This window comes from Streptomyces sp. NPDC048106 (assembly GCF_040706415.1).
Classification (GTDB): Bacteria; Actinomycetota; Actinomycetes; order Streptomycetales; family Streptomycetaceae; genus Streptomyces.
Window position 1 is genome coordinate 41807 of the sequence record NZ_JBEZND010000054.1, and the last position, 16825, is coordinate 58631.

Here is a 16825-nt window from a genome sequence, read left to right on the forward strand (position 1 = left end):
ACCGGTCCGAGGCCGGTCCGGCGCCGCCGGTCGTCGCGCCGGCCCTCAGAACAGCCGCAGTTTGTCGTCCTCGATGCCCCGCAGGGCGTCGTAGTCGAGGATGTGGCACGCGATGTCGCGGTCGGTGGCGAGGACGCGGGCCTGGGGCTTGATCTCCTGGGCGGCGAAGACGCCCCGGACGGGGGCGAGGTGGGGGTCGCGGTTGAGCAGGTCGAGATAGCGGGTCAGCTGCTCCACGCCGTCGATCTCGCCCCGGCGCTTGATCTCGATCGCGACCGTCTGGCCGGAGGCGTCACGGCACAGGATGTCCACCGGGCCGATGGCCGTCATGTACTCGCGCCGGATCAGCGTGTACCCCTCGCCGAGCGTCTCGATGCGGTCGGCGAGCAGTTCCTGGAGGTGCGCTTCGACGCCGTCCTTGATCAGACCGGGGTCCACGCCGAGTTCGTGCGAGGAGTCGTGGAGGATCTCCTCCATCGTGATGATCAGTTTCTCGCCCGCCTTGTTGACGACGGTCCACACCCCCTCGTCCTCGCCCGTGCCCTCCTTCAGCGTGCAGGGCGGCGACATCCAGTTGAGGGGCTTGTAGGCCCGGTCATCGGCGTGGATGGAGACGCTGCCGTCCGCCTTGACCAGGATCAGGCGCGGCGCCGAGGGGAGGTGGGCGGTGAGCCGGCCGGCGTAGTCGACCGAGCACCGGGCAATGACGAGACGCATGGTCGGCAACGCTACTCGACACCCGCCGCCGTTCGCGATTCGCCCGCCCCGCTCCCTGTGGATCGCCCCACTTGTCACTGCTTTGTCCCTGGAAACTCTTGTTCATCCTTGGCCGATTGTGGGGGTAACCCGACCGTTCCATATACGCATTCTGGTGGTGTGGTCACCGACGGTTGCCTACCGTAGGGAACGGGAGGTCGCGGTCCATGTACTCAGCGTGTTTGTCGGCGTGAACTCCCTTTATCCGTCCGGCAACCCCTGCTCGTCGGGGGTGCGAGAGGAGAACCCATGTCGCTCGACGTCTCACCGGCCCTACTCGACGCGGCCGAGCGAGGCGAGGTCGACGAAGCAGACTTCGTCGACTGCGTCCGGACCTCCCTGCCCTACGCGTGGGAGATGATCAGCTCCCTGGTGGCCCAGCTGAAGGTGGACGGCGGTCCCTTCGCCGACAACCAGACGCCCCCGCCGGACGAGCAGGCGCGTGGCCAGCTGCTGCGTGCCCTCGCGAGTGACGCCATCCGCGGCGCGCTGCAACGGCACTTCGGCGTGCGGCTGGCCTTCCAGAACTGCCACCGGGTCGCGGTGTTCCCGCTGGACGCCTCGGTGGACGAGACGCTGACCCGCTTCACCTCCGTGCGGGCCCAGCTGCTGAACCAGTCGCCGGAGCTTCGGGACTGCTGACCCGTGGCCCCGGTGCGTCCGGGGCGGCGCGTCGCCTGCTTGCCGCTCCACCCGCGGGAGGTGCATTCGGTGCTGGGGCGGCAAGCCCCCAGGAGGCTTGCCAGTTGTCTTGTGCGTGTCCGTCCGCCTATGTCTGTGTTTCTGTGAGTCCGTCTGTGAGTCTGTGAGTCTGTGCCTCGGTCTGTCTGTCGGCTTCTGTCAGCGAAGCTGCGGCAGTACCTCGGCGCCCAGGCGCCGCAGGGTCTCCTCCGTCGCCGCGAGGTCGCCTGAGCCCTCGACCAGCAGGGCGAAGCGGGAGATGCCCGTCCGCTCGGCGGTGGCCGCGAGCCGGTCGCCGGCGAGCCGCGGGGTGCCCACGGGGTGCAGCCCGCAGAGCATCTCGGTGTAGCCGTACGGATCGCGCATCGCGCGCCGGCGCCCGTCGACCGTGACATGCGCGTCGAGACCCTGTTTCAGCCAACCCGGCATCGCCTTGAGCAAGGTCTCCGCCGCGTCCTCGCGGCGGTCGGCGAGCTGGCAGACCCCGGCCGCGACATGGGCCGCCGCCGCGATCTCCGCCGGCGGCCGGCCGGCCGCGCGGGCGCAGCGCTGCCACAGGGCGACCATCTCGGCCTTCTCCTCGTCGCCCGAGTGCATGCCGAGCAGCATCGGCAGCCCGCGCTCCGCGGCGAGCCGTACGGTCTTCGGCGAGGTGCACGCGACGACGACCTCCGGGCCCGGGGAGTCCGTCAGGGCCTCCGCGGGACGGGGTACGACGGGTACCTCGCGGAACGCGAACCGCTCGCCGCGGGCGCCCACCGCGGGCTCGCGCAGCCAGCGCAGCAGCAGATCGAGTGACTCGGGGAACCCGTTCTCGTACGCGTCGAGGCCGGTGCCGAACACCTCAAGGTCAACCCAGGGACCGCCGCGGCCCACCCCGAGGGTGAACCGGCCGCCGCTCGTCAGGTGCAGCAGCGCGGCCTGCTCGCCGAGGGCGACCGGATGGGCGGTGGGCAGTACGCTGACCGCGGTGCCCACCCGGATGCGGCGGGTGCGGCCGAGCAGCAGGGCGGCCAGGGTGACGGCCGAGGGGCAGGTGCCGTACGGCACGAAGTGGTGCTCGGCCAGCCACACGGAGTCGAGACCGGCCTCCTCGGCGACCTCCGCCGAGCGGACCGCCCGGTGCAGGGCCTCCCCCTGGGCCTGGCCCGGGAACTGGGCGCCCACCACAAAGGTTCCTACGTACATCGCGTTTCCCGCTTTCTCGGCTCCGACCCGGAGCTCCCCCACACCGGCATAACCGTCTGACACGTGCCCAGGACACGGCCCGGCGAGGTAATTTGCCGATTGTCTGGAGAATCAGCCGTTCAGGAGGGGGACTTGCGCCGGTTGGCGGCCTTCGCGTACCCCACCCGGCGGCGCGTACGCTGGGCGCAGTCCAAGAGTGCCGCCGAGCCCCGAGAGGTGTCCCGTGTCCCCGCGCCGCAACCGACCGAAGGCCGCCGACTCGTCCGGTGGCAGCGCCGAGGACGACCGCAGCGGGCGGTACGGGGGCTTCCAGTCCACGGAGGACTGGCAGGGCGAGGAGTGGAGCGTGCGCCATGTCGCGGGCGCGAGCGCCGAGGGCAAGACCTACCGCTGCCCCGGCTGCGACCAGATGATCCCCTCCGCGGTGCCGCACGTGGTGGCCTGGCCGGAACACGCGGGCGTGGACGACCGCCGCCACTGGCACAAGGCGTGCTGGAACGCGCGAGACCGCCGCACCACGCGGGTGCAGCGGTCTCGTAACGCGCCGAAGTTCTGAGGTTCCGGGGGCCCGGCTACACGTCCCGGACGCGCAGCAGCGCGTACGCGCCCGCGCCGGCCGCCGCGGCCAGTCCCACGATGATCCACAGCGGGTCCCAGCCGGTGGGCCCGGAGCCGCTGAGCGTGTTGTCGTAGAGGACGCTGAGCTGGCTCGGGAAGCTGTACTCGAACAGGAAGTCGCGCACCGGGTGCAGCGAGTCCGTGGCCATGAACAGCGCGAGCACCAGCGGGGCGAGCACCAGGCCGATCATGATGGTGATGCCGCCCGCGGAGTGCCGGATCACCGAGCCGACGAACAGCGCGAGCAGGCCGAGCAGCGCGATGTAGAGGCTCACGCCGACGGTGGCCCGGAACCAGTCCCCGCCGGAGGGCGACTGAGCGCCGGAGCCGGAGAGCATGGACGTCTGGAGCACGGCCACGAACGTGACCGACACCAGCGTCACCACGAAGGCGACCAGGAAGAACACGATCGCCTTGGCGGCCAGCACCCGGCCCCGGCTCGGGCACGCCGTCATCGTCGTACGGATCATGCCGGTGCCGTACTCGGAGGCCGTGGTCAGCACGCCGAGCGTGATGACGCACATGTTGCCGACGAGCAGCCCGAAGAAGCCCAGGGAGAGCGGGTTGGTGCCGCTCAGCGAGGACTCACTGGCGTTGGACGACACCAGCGCTCCGGTCAGCAGGCCGATGCCCACGACGAGGAACACGAAGACGCTGAGCGTCCACATGGTCGAGCGGACCGACCTGATCTTCGTCCACTCCGAGGCCACCGCGTGCCCGAGGTGGGTGCGCACGACGGGGATCGGCGAGGTGTAGCCGGGGTACGAGCCGCCGGGCGCCGCCTGCCAGTCGGGCGCGGCGGGGGCCTGCGGCATCGGGGGCTGGTGGGTGCTCATCGGGCGTCCTCGGGCTGGGTCGGGTCGGCGGCGGGGGAGGAGGCGGGGGACGAAACGGGGGCGGCGGCGGGGGCCGGGGGCTGGGCCTGCGGGGCCGGAGCCTGTGGGGCCTGGGGTGCCGGCTGGGCGTACGGGTTCGCGGCGCCGGGGCCCGCGGGGGCGCCCGGAGCGCCGTACGCGCCCGCCGGGGCGCCGCCGTACGGTCCCGCGGGTGCGCCGGGGCCGCCCGCCGGCATGGCGAAGGGCTGCCCGCCCTGCTGGGGCGGCGGCGGGGCGTACCAGCCGGGCTGGCCCTGGCCGGGGACCGGCACGGGCGGCTCGGCACCGGGCGGCAGCGGCTGCTGGAGGCCCGCCTTCTGGTCGGTGGTGGAGCGGTAGTCCACCGCGCCCTGGGTCATCCGCATGTACGCCTCCTCCAGCGAGGCCTGGTGCGGCGACAGCTCCCACAGCCGGACGCCCGCCTCGTGCGCGAGGTCGCTGATGCGGGGCAGCGGCAGCCCGGTCACGCGCAGCGCGCCGTCCTGCTCCGGCAGCACATGGCCGCCCGCCCCGGTGAGCGCGGCCCCGAGCTTCTCGCGCAGCTGCGGCTCGGTGTCCGGGGTGCGCACCCGCGCGAAGTCGGCGGAGTTGGCGGAGATGAAGTCCTTCACGCTCATGTCGGCGAGCAACTGGCCGCGCCCGATCACGATGAGGTGGTCGGCGGTCAGCGCCATCTCGCTCATCAGGTGGGAGGAGACGAAGACCGTACGGCCCTCCGCCGCCAGCGCCTTCATCAGGTTGCGCACCCAGAGGATGCCCTCGGGGTCGAGGCCGTTGACCGGCTCGTCGAAGAGCAGCACCTGGGGGTCGCCGAGCAGCGCGGCGGCGATGCCGAGGCGCTGGCCCATGCCGAGCGAGAAGCCCCTGGAGCGCTTCCTGGCGACCTCCTGGAGGCCGACCACGCCCAGCACCTCGTCCACGCGGCGGGCCGGGATGCCCGACAACTGGGCGAGGCTGAGCAGATGGTTGCGGGCGGAGCGGCCGCCGTGCACGGCCTTGGCGTCGAGCAGCGCGCCGACCTGGCGGGGAGCGTTGGGCAGCCCCCGGTAGGGGTGGCCGCCGATGGTCACCTGGCCGGACGTGGGGTTGTCCAGTCCGAGGATCACCCGCATGGTGGTGGACTTGCCCGAGCCGTTGGGCCCGAGGAAGCCGGTCACGGCTCCCGGTCGCACCTGGAAGGAAAGGTTGTACACGGCGGTCTTGTCGCCGTACCGCTTCGTCAGGCCTACAGCCTCGATCATGCTCCGCACCCATCGGAAGGTTCAGGACAGCGGGGACCCGCCCCCGTAAGGGTTAGGAGGATATCGGGGCGCTGACGGTTCCGCCCAAAGAAAGGTAAAGCTTGGGCAATGCGCCGCGTGGGTCGCGGGCGCTACTGCGCGTCCCGGTGCCTGAGCACCGCGTATCCGCCCGCGAGCGCCGCGATCACCCACAGTGCCATGATCCCGAGCCCGCCCCAGGGCCCGTAGGGGACGTCGTCGGCGCGCGGCACCGCCTGCATGATCCGGCTGCCGGCCTGGTCGGGCAGGAACCGGCCGACCTTCCGGGTGGCGTCGACGGCGGCGAGGATGTTGGAGATCAGGAAGAAGAACGGCATCAGGATGCCGAGCGACAGCAGCGGTGAGCGCAGCATGCCGGCGACCCCCATGGAGAACACCGAGATCAGGGTCAGGTACAGCCCGCCGCCCACCACCGCGCGCAGCACCCCGGGGTCGCCGAGTCCGGCGCGGTAGGGGCCGAGCATGGCCTGCCCGAGGAAGAACGTGGCGAAGCTCGTGACCATCCCGACGACCAGGGCGAGCACGCCCGCCACCGCGATCTTGCCGAACAGGAAGGTGCCGCGGCGCGGCACGGCGGCCAGGGAGACCCGGATCATGCCGGTGCTGTACTCGTTGGTGACGACCAGCACCCCGAACACGATCATGGCGAGCTGGCCGAGGGTCATGCCGGCGAAGCTGATGAAGGTCGGGTCGAAGGTCAGCCGCTCCCGGAGCGGCATCGAGTCGTACTCGTTCCGGGTCAGCGCGGAGATGAGCATGCCGATGCCGATGGTGACCACGACGGCGACCGAGAGGGTCCAGCCCGTGGACGACACCGACCGGATCTTCGTCCACTCGGAGCGCAGGACCTGGGCGGTCCGCCGGGTCGGATCGGTCCGGGCGCCCCGTTCATCCTGGGCGCTCGTCATGGCGTACCCCCTGGCCAGTCGGAGCCCCAGCTTCTGGGGACGGCCTCCGTCTGCGCGTGGTACTCCACCGACCCCGCCGTCAGCCGCATGAACGCCTCCTCCAGGGAGGCCTGCCGGGGGCTCAGCTCGTGCAGCACGATCCCGTGCCGCGCGGCCAGCTCCCCGATCCGCCCGGCCTTGTCGCCCTCCGCCTCCAGCGCCCCGTCCGCCGCCGAGACCGCGGTGATCCCGGCCTCGTGCAGCGCGTCGAGGAGCCGTTCCCGCTGGGGCGAGCGGACGCGGACGTAGCTGCGCGCGTGCTGCCGGATGAAGTCCGCCATGGAGGTGTCCGCGAGCAGCCGGCCCTGCCCGATCACGACGAGGTGGTCGGCGGTCTGCGCCATCTCGCTCATCAGATGGCTGGAGACGAACACCGTCCGCCCCTGCGCGGCCAGCGATTTCATCAGGTTCCGGATCCAGTGGATGCCCTCGGGGTCGAGCCCGTTCACCGGCTCGTCGAACATCAGGATCCGCGGATCCCCGAGCAGCGCTGCCGCGATCCCCAGCCGCTGCGCCATGCCGTACGAGAACCCCTTGGCCTTCTGCCGCGCGACGGCCACCAGCCCCACCGTCTCCAGCACCTCGCCCACCCGGCGCCGCGGAATGCCGTTGCTCTGCGCGAGACACAGCAGATGGTTGTAGGCGCTGCGCCCGCCGTGCATGGCCTTGGCGTCCAGCAGGGCGCCGATGTACGTCAGCGGATCCGTCAGCCGGTCGTAGGGTCCGCCGTCGATCCGCACCTCACCGGCGGTGGGATGGTCGAGCCCGAGGATCATCCGCATGGTCGTGGACTTCCCGGCGCCGTTGGGCCCGAGGAACCCGGTCACGATGCCCGGCCGCACGGTGCACGTCAGACCGTCGACGGCCGTCTTCTCGCCGTACCGCTTGGTCAGCCCGTCCAGCTCGATCATGCGGCCACGCTAGAACGGGACAAAGCCCCCTGCCACTTGGAGCAGGGGGCTCACAGGCGCGCCCTGTGGGGACGCGGGGCGATCGCGCCTACCGGGACTGCTGCGCCGGAACCCCACGGGAGACCGGCTCGTCCTCGCCCGTCGTGCCGGCGGCGGCCACCGCGGCGCCGGTCAGCGTGGCCAGCATCTCGCGCACGTTGGTCAGCTGGGCGTTGATGCTGTCGCGGCGGTTGGTGAGGGCCGCCAGCTCGCGCTCGGACTCGGAACGGATGCGGTCCGCCTTGGCGTTGGCGTCGGCCACGATGTCCTCGGCCTGGCGCTGGGCGGTCTCCACCGTCTGGCGGGCGCGGCGCTCGGCGTCGGTGCGCAGCTTCTCGGCCTCCAGGCGGAGCTGCTCGGCGCGGTGCTCGATCTCCGCCAGCCGCTTCTCCGCCTTCTGCTGACGCGAGGCCAGGTCGCGCTCGGACTGCTCGCGGCGCTTGGCCAGGTTGGTCTCGAAGTCGGCGGCGGCCTGCGCGGCCTTGGCGCGGGTCTCCTCGAAGAGGGCGTCCGCCTCCTCCCGCTTGGACTGCGCGTCCTTCTGCGCGTCGGCACGAAGCTGAGAGGCCTCGCCCTGGGCCTTCTCGACGATCCGGGCGCCCTCGTCCTCCGCCTTGGCCTTGCGCTCGGAGGCGTAGGACTCGGCGTCGTTGCGGACCTGCTGGGCGGCCGACTCGGCCAGCTCGCGGTGCTGCTCGGCCGCGCGGCGGGCCTCCTCACGAAGCTCCTTGGCCTCTTCCTCGGCCAGGCGCAGGATCTTCTCGACCCGGGCGCCGAGACCCGCGTACGACGGCTCGGCGTCGCTGACCTGTGTCTGGGCGTTCTGCGTTTCGAGGTGCAGCTCCTCGATGCGCTTTTCCAGGGCGGTGATGCGGGCGTTGGCCTGGTCACGTTGGGAGACGAGGTTGGAGATGCGTTCGTCCACCTGAGCGCGGTCGTACCCACGCCGCACAAGCTCGAAGCCGTAGGGGGAAGTGTCGCTCATGGGGTTCCTGTCAACTGAGACCGGTGAGGTGATAGGGGGAATCCTAGGCGCCGAAGCGGTGTGTCATCGAGCGGATACGTGTTTGATCTGGAGAATGACACCTCTTTTGAGTGGCTGACCGCCAGAGGGCTTGCCAACAAGCAGGGCAAAGCCCTCAGTCGACACCGAAACACCCCTCGAATGCTAGCCGTCCGAGGACTTGCCACCCGAACGGGGGGCGCCGACCGTCGCGCTCGCCTTGACCGAGCCGTCCTTGCCGGCGCCCGGCGCCTCGAAGGACTCCAGCGCGTCCAGCACGTCCTGGACGCGGGAGATCTCGGCGTTGATGTCCTCGCGCCTGCGCACCAGGACCTCCAGCTCGCGCTTGCCCTCCTCGACCGAGTGCCGCGCCTCCCGGATCGCCTCCGCCTTGAGCTCCTCGGCCTCCTTGACCAGCCGCGCCTTCTTCTGCTCGGCCTCCTTCAGCAGGCCCTCCGCCTTCTTGACGGCCGCGATGCGCACCTTGCCCGCCTCGGAGTCGGCGTCCGAGAGGATCTCCTTCGCCTTCGCCTGGGCCTTCTCCAGCTGCTCCTCGGCGGCCTTGATGAGCGCGTCGCAGCGGTCACCGGTGGACTTCATCGTCTCGGCGGCCTCGCGGCGGGCCCGCGTGTGCAGCTCCTCGATCTCCGCGGTGACCCGCTCGCGCAGCTCCTCCGCCCGCTCCCGGATCGCGGTCGCGTCCCGGCGCGCGCCCACCAGCAGCTCGTCCGCGTCGGTCCGGGCCTTCTCCACCAGGGAGTTGCCCTCGATGGTCGACTCGGAGACGATCCGCTCGGCCTCGCTGCGGGCGGCGCCCACCATGGTGTCGGCCTGTGCCTCGGCGTCCGCCGTGGTCTTCAGCGCCTGCTGCTGTGCCTCGGTGAGCAGCTTGTCGGCCTCGGCCGTGGTCTCGCCGATGAGCCTGTCGACCTGCTCGGCCGCCTCCGAACGCCGCTTGTTGGCGTCCTTGCGGGCCTCGTCCAGGGTCCGCTCGGCCTCCTCGCGCGCCGTACCGACGAGCCGCTCGGCCTCCGCCTCCGCGTCCGCCTTGACCCGCTCGGCCTCGGCCCGCGTCCGCTCGGCGTGCGCCTGCGCGGAGCCCACGGTCTCGGCGGCCTCGGCCCGCAGCCGCTCCGCCTCCGTGGTGGCCTCGCCGACCAGCCGATCGGCGGCCGTCCGCGCCTCGGCGCGCACCCGCTCGGCCTCCGCCACGGACTCCGTCTGGAGCCGCTCCGCCTCCGCGATCGTCTCCGTCTGGAGAAGCTCGGCCTCCTTGCGCGCCTCCGTGATGAGCGTGTCCGCCTGCGTCGCCGCGTCCGACCGGATGCGGTTGGCGTCCTCGCGGGCGTCCGCCCGGGTCCGCGCCGCCGCCTGGTCGGCCTCCGCCAGCGCGTCGGACGCCTCGGTGCGCACCCGCTGCGCGTACTCGCCCGCGTCCGAACGCAGCCGCTCGGCCTCCGCCGTCGCCTCCGCGAGGGTGCGCTCGGCCAGCGACCGGGCCGTCTCGGACTCCTCCTGCGCCTCCTGCCGCAGCCGCCCCGCGTCCGCGCTCGCCCGCTCCCGCTCGGCGTGCGCGTCGGCCCGCAGCCGCTCGGCCTCCTCCTCGGCCTCCCGCTTCGTGCGCTCCGCCGCGTGCTCGGCGGCCGAACGCAGCCCGGCGATCTCCTCCTGCGCCTGCTCGTGCAGCCCGGCCACGGAGTCCCGCACCTGCTGCGCGTGCTGCTCGGCGGCGGACACCATCTCACCGGCGCGCCGCTCGGCGTCCTCGACCAGGCGGACCGCCTCGGCCCCCGCGTCCTCGACCCGCTTGCGCGCCGAGGCCAGCAGCTCCTCGCTCTGCTCGCGGGCCCGCCGGCGCTCCTCGTCGGCCTCCTCGCGGGCCGCGCCCAGCAGTTCCTCGGCCTCGCGGCGGCGCCGGGCGGCCTCCTCCTGGGCGGCGGCCAGCGTCTCGGACGCCTCGGCGGCCAGCCGCTCGGCGGCGGCCTGCGCCTCCGCGCGCACCCGGTCGGCACTCTCCTGCGCCTCGGTCTTCAGCCGCTCCGCCTCGGCCGCGGCCTCGCCGCGCAGCCGTACGGCGACGCTCTCGCCCTCGGCGCGGGACGCGGCCGCGTCGGACGCCGCCTCGGTGCGCAGCCGTTCCGCCTCGGCCTCGGCCTGCTCCTGGAGCGCCCGGATCCGCTCGGCGGCCTCGGCGCGCAGCCGCTCGGCCTCCTCGGCGGCCTCCTTGCGGATCCGCGCGGCCTCCTCGCGGGCCTCGGTCAGCGCCTGCTCGGCCGACGTCAGCCGCTCCTGCGCCTCGTCACCCAGCCGGGTCAGTTCCTCGGCGGCCTCCGCGCGCCGCGCCTCGACCGCCTTGTCGGTCTCCTCGCGCAGCTCCCGGGCCGCCTTCTCGGCGTCCGCCCGGACGGACCCGGCCTGCTCGTCGGCCTCGGCGCGCAGCCGCTCGGCCTCCGCGCGGGCGCGCTCCAGAGTCTCCTCGGCCTGCCGGCGCAGCGCCGTGGCGCGCTCGATGGCCTCGGTGCGGACCTTCTCGCTGTCGGCGGTCGCCTTCTGCCGCAGCTCGTCGGCGTCCGCCTTGGCCTTGGCCAGCAGCTCCTCGGCGGACCTGGCCGCCTCCTCGATCTGGGTGACCGACTCCCGGCGGGCCTCCGCGCGGATCGACTCGCCCTCGGCCACCGCGTCGGAACGCAGCTGCTCGGCCTCGCCGCGCAGCCGGCGGGCCTCCTCCTGGAGCTCGACCGTCTTGGCGCGGTACTCCTCGGTGTCGTCCTTCGCCGCGCCCTTGAGCTGCTCGGCGATGTCGTGCGCCTCGGCGCGCAGCCGGTCCGCCTCGGCCTCGGCCTCCTTGCGGATCCGCTCGGCCTTCTCGGCGGCCTCCCTGGTGGTCCGCTGGGCGTCCTCCGACGCCTTGTTGAGGACCTCCTCGGCGGTCCTGGCCGCCTTGGACAGCTGGGTCGCGGTCTCCTCGGCGGTGGCCGTACGCGCCTTCTCGGCGGCCTCGGCGACGATCTTCTCCGCCTCGGCGCGGGCGTCCGCCACCAGCTGCTCGGCCTCCGAGCGGGTGGTCTCCGCCTCCTTGGTGGCCTCCCCGACCAGCCGCGCCACCTGCTCCTTGGCGGTGCGGGTGCGGGTCTCGTTGGCCGCCTCGGCGCTCGCCAGGGTCCTGGCGGCGGCCTCCTCGGCCTCGGTGACCAGCTTCTCGGCCTCGGACTGCGCCCTGCGCAGCGCCTCCTCCGCCTCGGCGATCCGCTTCTCGGCGGCCCGGCTCAGCTCGCTCGCCTGCCGGCGGGCGGTGTCCGACTCGGTGGCCGTGGTGGTGCGCAGCCGCTCGGCGTGCTCGGTGGCCTCCTGCGCCTGTGCGGACGCCGCGTTCAGCAGCCGCTCGGCGTCGGTGCGGGCCCGGCGCAGGATCTGCTCGGCCTCGGCGCGGGCCTCCTCGGCCTCGCCGCGCAGCCGGTCCCGGGCCTCGCGGGTCAGCCGCTCGGCCTCCGCGCGGGCGGCGGCCATCGCCTGCTCGGCCTCGGCGCGGGACTCGTCCAGCAGCCGGCGGGCCTGCTGCTCGGTGCGGGAGCGCAGCTGCTCCGCCCACGCCACGTTCTCGTTGACGTGCGACTCGACGGTCGCCCTGCGCTCGGCCAGCTCCTGGTCGAGCTGCTGGCGCCGGGTCACCGCCTCCTGGTGCAGCTCGGCCTGGAGCCGGGCCGCCTGCTCGGCGTGCTCCTGGAGGATCCGCTGGGTCTGCGCGCGGACCTGGCTCAGCTCGCGCTCGGCGTCCTGCCGGAGCTGTTCCGCCTGCATCTGGGCATTGCGGAGCAACTGTTCGGCCTGGTAGCCGATGTCGCCGCCGTCGAAGGCGGGACGGGTCATCAGGGTGCGGCGCGCCTCGTGCAGCTTGGCGCGCAGCACCTCGACCTGGTAGCCGAGGTCCTCGGCGTGCTGGATCGCCTTCTCCCGCTCGGTCCTCAGCCGCTTCATCTCGGCCTCGAACCGAGAGAGGTGGTCGACGTCAGCCGCCGGCTCTCGCTCCTGGCTCTCGTAGCCCCGCACTGCGCGGTCCCATCCGTCCCCTGGTCAGCTTCTCCAACGAGCCACGTCCAACCGCCGAACGGGGCCCCCGGGGAAATGGTGTCAGATCAACGGCGGAGCACGGTCAGCTGCCCCGACGCACGTCCCCCGAAACCCGGACCCCGGCATGCGGCCGCCCCCAGACGTTCAGGGACGACCGCCCCCAACCCTACCGGCCCTTATGTACGGCGGTCAGTGCTCGGCGGACTCAACCGGGGCCGAAGTCACCAGTTCTGTGAGGACTCCGTGGCAGTCCTTGGGGTGGAGGAAGGTGATCCTGGACCCCATGGAACCGCGCCGCGGCTCGTCGTAGAGCACCCGGACGCCCTTGTCCCGGATGTCCTGCGAGTCGGCGTCGACGTCCGCCGTGCCGAAGGCGATGTGGTGCACACCCTCGCCGTTCTTGGCCAGCCACTTGCCGACCGCGGAGTCCTCGCGGGTCGGCTCCAGGAGCTGGAGGTAGGAGGCGCCGCCGTCCGAGGTCTCGTTGATCTTGAGCATGGCCTCGCGCACGCCCTGTTCCTCGTTGACCTCGGTGTGGAACACCTCGAATCCGTATGTGGCCCGGTAGAACTCGACGGTGGCGTCGAGGTCGTGGCAGGCGATCCCGATGTGGTCGATTCGCGTCAGCATGGTTTCAGTGGAGCGCCACGACGTTGGTTACGCAACGTGCGCGCGATCACACCGACAGGACGATGACGGCACTGAGTGACTCTCAGTACATTCGAAGTAAACCCTCGTTCACTCCTCGGCTCTGCGTAGCTGGAAGGGGATCGCACCCTCATGTCTTCTGGAACGAACAGCTCGGTGATCGTCGCGGGCGCCCGTACGCCCATGGGACGACTGCTGGGCTCCCTCAAGTCCTTCTCCGCGGCCGACCTGGGCGGCCTCGCGATCAAGGCCGCCCTGGACCGCGCGGGCATCGGCGGCGATCAGGTGCAGTACGTGATCATGGGCCAGGTGCTGCAGGCCGGCGCCGGTCAGATCCCGGCCCGCCAGGCCGCCGTCAAGGGTGGCATCCCGATGAGCGTCCCGGCCCTCACCATCAACAAGGTGTGCCTGTCCGGGCTCGACGCCATCGCCCTGGCCGACCAGCTGATCCGCGCCGGCGAGTTCGACATCGTCGTGGCGGGCGGCATGGAGTCCATGACCAACGCGCCGCACCTGCTGCCCAAGTCCCGTGAGGGCTACAAGTACGGCGCCATCGAGATGATCGACGCGATGGCGCACGACGGTCTGACCGACTCCTTCGAGCACATCGCCATGGGCGAGTCGACCGAGCGCCACAACACCCGGCTCGGCATCGGCCGCGCGGTGCAGGACGAGTTCGGCGCCCTGTCCCACCAGCGGGCCGCCGCCGCGCAGAAGAACGGCGTGTTCGAGGCGGAGATCACCCCCGTGGAGATCCCGCAGCGCAAGGGCGACCCGATCCTGTTCAGCAAGGACGAGGGCATCCGCCCCGACACCACCGTGGAGGCCCTGGCCAAGCTGCGCCCGTCCTTCGCCAAGGACGGCACCATCACGGCCGGCACCTCCTCGCCGATCTCCGACGGCGCCGCCGCCGTGGTCGTGATGAGCAAGGCCAAGGCCGAGGAGCTGGGTCTGGAGTGGCTCGCCGAGATCGGCGCGCACGGCAATGTCGCGGGCCCGGACAACTCGCTGCACTCCCAGCCGTCCAACGCGATCCTCAACGCCCTCAAGAAGGAGGGCAAGGAGGTCGCCGACCTCGACCTCATCGAGATCAACGAGGCCTTCGCCTCCGTCGCCGTGCAGTCAATGAAGGACCTCGGTGTTTCCACGGAAAAGGTGAACGTCAACGGCGGCGCGATCGCGCTCGGCCACCCGATCGGCATGTCCGGCGCCCGCCTCGTGCTCCACTTGGCGCTGGAGCTCAAGCGCCGGGGCGGCGGCGTCGGCGCGGCCGCGCTGTGCGGTGGCGGCGGCCAGGGCGACGCGCTGATCGTGCGGGTACCGAAGGCCTGAGTCCTTTTCGTCAGGTCGGTGAAGTGAACGGAGCTGTGTGATGCAGGACGTCTCCTCTCTGGTGGCCCAGGCCAGGGACGGCCGGCCGCGGGCCGTGGCCCGGCTGATCTCCCTGGTGGAGGGGGCGTCCCCGCAGCTCAGGGAGGTCATGGCGGCGCTGGCCCCGCTGACCGGCAACGCCTGTGTGGTGGGCCTGACCGGCTCGCCCGGCGTCGGCAAGTCGACCTCCACCTCCGCGCTCGTCGCGGCCTACCGCAAGCAGGGCAAGCGGGTCGGCGTCCTGGCCGTCGACCCGTCCTCGCCCTTCTCCGGCGGCGCCCTGCTCGGCGATCGCGTGCGCATGTCGGAGCACGCCTCCGACCCCGGCGTCTACATCCGCTCCATGGCCACCCGGGGCCACCTCGGCGGCCTCGCCTGGTCCGCCCCGCAGGCGATCCGCGTCCTGGACGCGGCGGGCTGCGACGTGATCCTGGTCGAGACGGTGGGCGTGGGCCAGTCGGAGGTGGAGATCGCCGCCCAGGCGGACACCAGCGTGGTGCTGCTGGCCCCGGGCATGGGCGACGGCATCCAGGCCGCCAAGGCGGGCATCCTGGAGATCGGCGACGTCTACGTCGTCAACAAGGCGGACCGGGACGGCGCCGACGCCACCGCCCGCGAGCTGAACCACATGCTGGGCCTCGGCGAGGCCCGCAAGCCCGGCGAGTGGCGGCCGCCGATCGTGAAGACGGTCGCGTCCCGCGCCGAGGGCGTGGACGAGGTGGTCGAGGCCCTGGACAAGCACCGCGCCTGGATGGAGGAGCACGGGGTCCTCGCCGAACGCCGGCGCGCCCGCGCGGCCCGCGAGGTGGAGACCATCGCGGTCACCGCCCTGCGCGAGCGCATCGGGGACCTGCACGGCGACCGGCGCCTTGGCGCGCTCGCGGAGCGGATCGTCGCCGGTGAGCTCGACCCGTACCGCGCGGCGGACGAGCTGGTGGCGGGGCTCACGGCGGGCTGAGCCGGGCCGGGCGGACGCGGCCTGGCCAACGCCCGTACCGGGCGGCTAAGTTGGGTGCCATGTTCCTCCTCATGGCATAGGGCGTACCCCGCACGCGAGGCCGATGACGATTCCGGCGCTCGCGTGCCCCGGTATGCCCTTTTCCGCCTCCACCAGAGGAACCCCCGCATGTCCACGCATGCTCCCGCGCGGCCCTCGTACGCCGCCGTCCTGCGTCTTCCGCACGCCCGCCGCACCTTCGTCGCGGCCCTGACCGCCCGCCTCTCCTACGGCACCGTGTCGATCTCGGTGCTGCTGTCCGTCACGCGTGCCACCGGTTCCTACGCCGTCTCCGGCGCGGTGATGTCCCTGTTCGGCGCCGCGTCGGTCTTCCTGATGCCGGTGCGCGGCGCCCTGATCGACCGGCACGGACCCCGCCGGGCCCTCGGCCCCATGGCGCTCGTCTACGGCGTCCTGCTGGCCCTGCTCGCCGTCCTGACCTGGCGCCCCGGCGCGCCGGTGGCGCTGCTCGCCACGGCGGCGGCGCTCGCGGGCGCGTGTACGCCGCCGCTGGGGCCGACGATGCGGTCGCTGTGGAGCGAACTCGCCCCCGACCGGCACCTGTTGCAGCGCGCCTACAGCCTGGACGGCGTCGCGGAGGAGCTGCTCTTCGTCTCCGGGCCCGTCCTGGTCGGCATCCTGACCGGGTTCGCCCCGCCGGCGTCCGGCATCGTGCTCAGCGCGGTGCTGATCGTGGGCGGGACCGGGGTGTTCGTCGCCTCGCCGGTGATGCCGGGCCCGCGGCCGGTGACCCGGGGCGGGCGGCTCGGCACCGTCTCCGGCCTGCTCGCCCCCGTCGTCGTCGCCCTCGGCGTCGGGCTCACCCTCAGCGGGGTGGACCTGCTGACCATGGCCTACGCCTCCGCGCACGCGTACGACACCGCCCTGGTCCCCTGGGTCCTGGGCGCGATGTCGGCGGGCAGCGCGCTGGGGGGTCTCGCCAACGGGGCGGTGCGGTGGCTGGTGCCGGCCCGCACGCGGCTGCTCCGCTTCGCGGTGGTGCTGGGCCTGGCCGTCGCGGCGGCCGGTCTGGCCCCCGACCTCTGGGTGCTCACCGCCGCGCTGGTCGTGGCCGGCGTGTTCCTCGCCCCGACCCTGACGACGGCCTACCTCGCGGCCGACGAATCGGTGCGCTCGGAGTCCCGCACGCAGGCCGGGGCGTGGGTGAACATGGGGGTGAACGCGGGGACTTCGACGGGAGCGCTGGCGACGGGGCTGCTGATCGGCCGGCTGCCGCTGGGGATCTGCTTCCTGGTGGCGGGTACGGCCGCGCTGGCGTCCGCCCTCGCGGCCGGGGCCGCCGGTGCCCGGCTGGCGCGTCGCGGCTGATCGCGCGGCTGCGCGCACCCGGGCCCGCCGCGCGGAACCGCGCGGCGGGCCGAGGTCCTGGCTAGGGGGTGTCCGGCGGATCTTGGCGCAGACGCGGGGTCCGGCACGCCGATC

The 16825-nt window shown here is 72.8% G+C and carries 14 protein-coding genes; 5 read left to right on the top strand and 9 right to left on the bottom strand.

Features of this window, described 5'->3' with window-relative positions; translation table 11 throughout:
* Positions 1-45: 45 nt before the first annotated feature.
* Entirely contained in the window at positions 46-717 is a 672-nt protein-coding gene (gene nucS, locus AB0927_RS36365; protein ID WP_366672108.1) for an endonuclease NucS, read from the bottom strand.
* A gap of 288 nt (positions 718-1005) precedes the next feature.
* Between nucS and AB0927_RS36370 the strand changes: the two genes are divergently transcribed.
* Entirely contained in the window at positions 1006-1398 is a 393-nt protein-coding gene (locus tag AB0927_RS36370; RefSeq protein ID WP_366672109.1) for an SCO5389 family protein, read from the top strand.
* A gap of 198 nt (positions 1399-1596) precedes the next feature.
* On the opposite strand, the gene AB0927_RS36375 is transcribed toward AB0927_RS36370, so the two are convergent.
* Positions 1597-2625, bottom strand: coding sequence for an LLM class flavin-dependent oxidoreductase (locus AB0927_RS36375; protein WP_366672110.1), 1029 nt, complete (start codon positions 2623-2625; stop codon positions 1597-1599).
* A 223-nt stretch (positions 2626-2848) separates the two neighbouring features.
* On the opposite strand from AB0927_RS36375, the gene AB0927_RS36380 reads away from it, so the two are divergent.
* Positions 2849-3181: an ATP/GTP-binding protein gene (locus AB0927_RS36380; protein WP_366672111.1), complete on the top strand. Its 333-nt coding sequence runs from the start codon at positions 2849-2851 to the stop codon at positions 3179-3181.
* Between the two features lie 16 nt (positions 3182-3197).
* Here the strand turns inward: AB0927_RS36380 and AB0927_RS36385 are convergent, their stop codons facing one another.
* The 7 genes from AB0927_RS36385 to mce form a co-directional block, all read right to left on the bottom strand.
* On the bottom strand, positions 3198-4079 hold the full coding sequence (locus AB0927_RS36385; protein ID WP_366672112.1) for an ABC transporter permease: 882 nt from the start codon (positions 4077-4079) through the stop codon (positions 3198-3200).
* Positions 4076-5359: an ATP-binding cassette domain-containing protein gene (locus tag AB0927_RS36390; protein WP_366672113.1), complete on the bottom strand. Its 1284-nt coding sequence runs from the start codon at positions 5357-5359 to the stop codon at positions 4076-4078. Before AB0927_RS36390 ends, AB0927_RS36385 begins: the two co-directional genes overlap by 4 nt.
* Before the next feature lie 131 nt (positions 5360-5490).
* Positions 5491-6306 (bottom strand): ABC transporter permease, encoded by an 816-nt coding sequence (locus tag AB0927_RS36395; RefSeq protein WP_366672114.1) that lies wholly within the window; start codon positions 6304-6306, stop codon positions 5491-5493.
* Positions 6303-7256, bottom strand: coding sequence for an ATP-binding cassette domain-containing protein (locus AB0927_RS36400; protein ID WP_366672115.1), 954 nt, complete (start codon positions 7254-7256; stop codon positions 6303-6305). The genes AB0927_RS36395 and AB0927_RS36400 overlap by 4 nt, the downstream gene beginning before the upstream one ends.
* A gap of 88 nt (positions 7257-7344) precedes the next feature.
* The gene (locus AB0927_RS36405; protein WP_366672116.1) at positions 7345-8280 is read right to left on the bottom strand and encodes a cellulose-binding protein; all 936 of its coding nucleotides are present in this window, start codon (positions 8278-8280) and stop codon (positions 7345-7347) included.
* A 183-nt stretch (positions 8281-8463) separates the two neighbouring features.
* The gene (gene scy / locus AB0927_RS36410) at positions 8464-12345 is read right to left on the bottom strand and encodes a polarized growth protein Scy (protein ID WP_366672117.1); all 3882 of its coding nucleotides are present in this window, start codon (positions 12343-12345) and stop codon (positions 8464-8466) included.
* A 210-nt stretch (positions 12346-12555) separates the two neighbouring features.
* Positions 12556-12996: a methylmalonyl-CoA epimerase gene (gene mce / locus AB0927_RS36415; protein ID WP_366672118.1), complete on the bottom strand. Its 441-nt coding sequence runs from the start codon at positions 12994-12996 to the stop codon at positions 12556-12558.
* Between the two features lie 150 nt (positions 12997-13146).
* Here mce and AB0927_RS36420 point away from each other — a divergent pair, with 150 nt between their 5' ends.
* The 3 genes from AB0927_RS36420 to AB0927_RS36430 all read left to right on the top strand — a co-directional run bounded on the left by AB0927_RS36420 (position 13147) and on the right by AB0927_RS36430 (position 16711).
* Positions 13147-14346: an acetyl-CoA C-acetyltransferase gene (locus tag AB0927_RS36420; protein WP_366672119.1), complete on the top strand. Its 1200-nt coding sequence runs from the start codon at positions 13147-13149 to the stop codon at positions 14344-14346.
* Between the two features lie 40 nt (positions 14347-14386).
* Positions 14387-15343, top strand: a complete 957-nt coding sequence (gene meaB / locus AB0927_RS36425) for a methylmalonyl Co-A mutase-associated GTPase MeaB (RefSeq protein ID WP_366672120.1) — start codon at positions 14387-14389, stop codon at positions 15341-15343.
* A 168-nt stretch (positions 15344-15511) separates the two neighbouring features.
* The gene (locus AB0927_RS36430; RefSeq protein WP_366672121.1) at positions 15512-16711 is read left to right on the top strand and encodes an MFS transporter; all 1200 of its coding nucleotides are present in this window, start codon (positions 15512-15514) and stop codon (positions 16709-16711) included.
* The last annotated feature ends 114 nt before the right edge of the window (positions 16712-16825 follow it).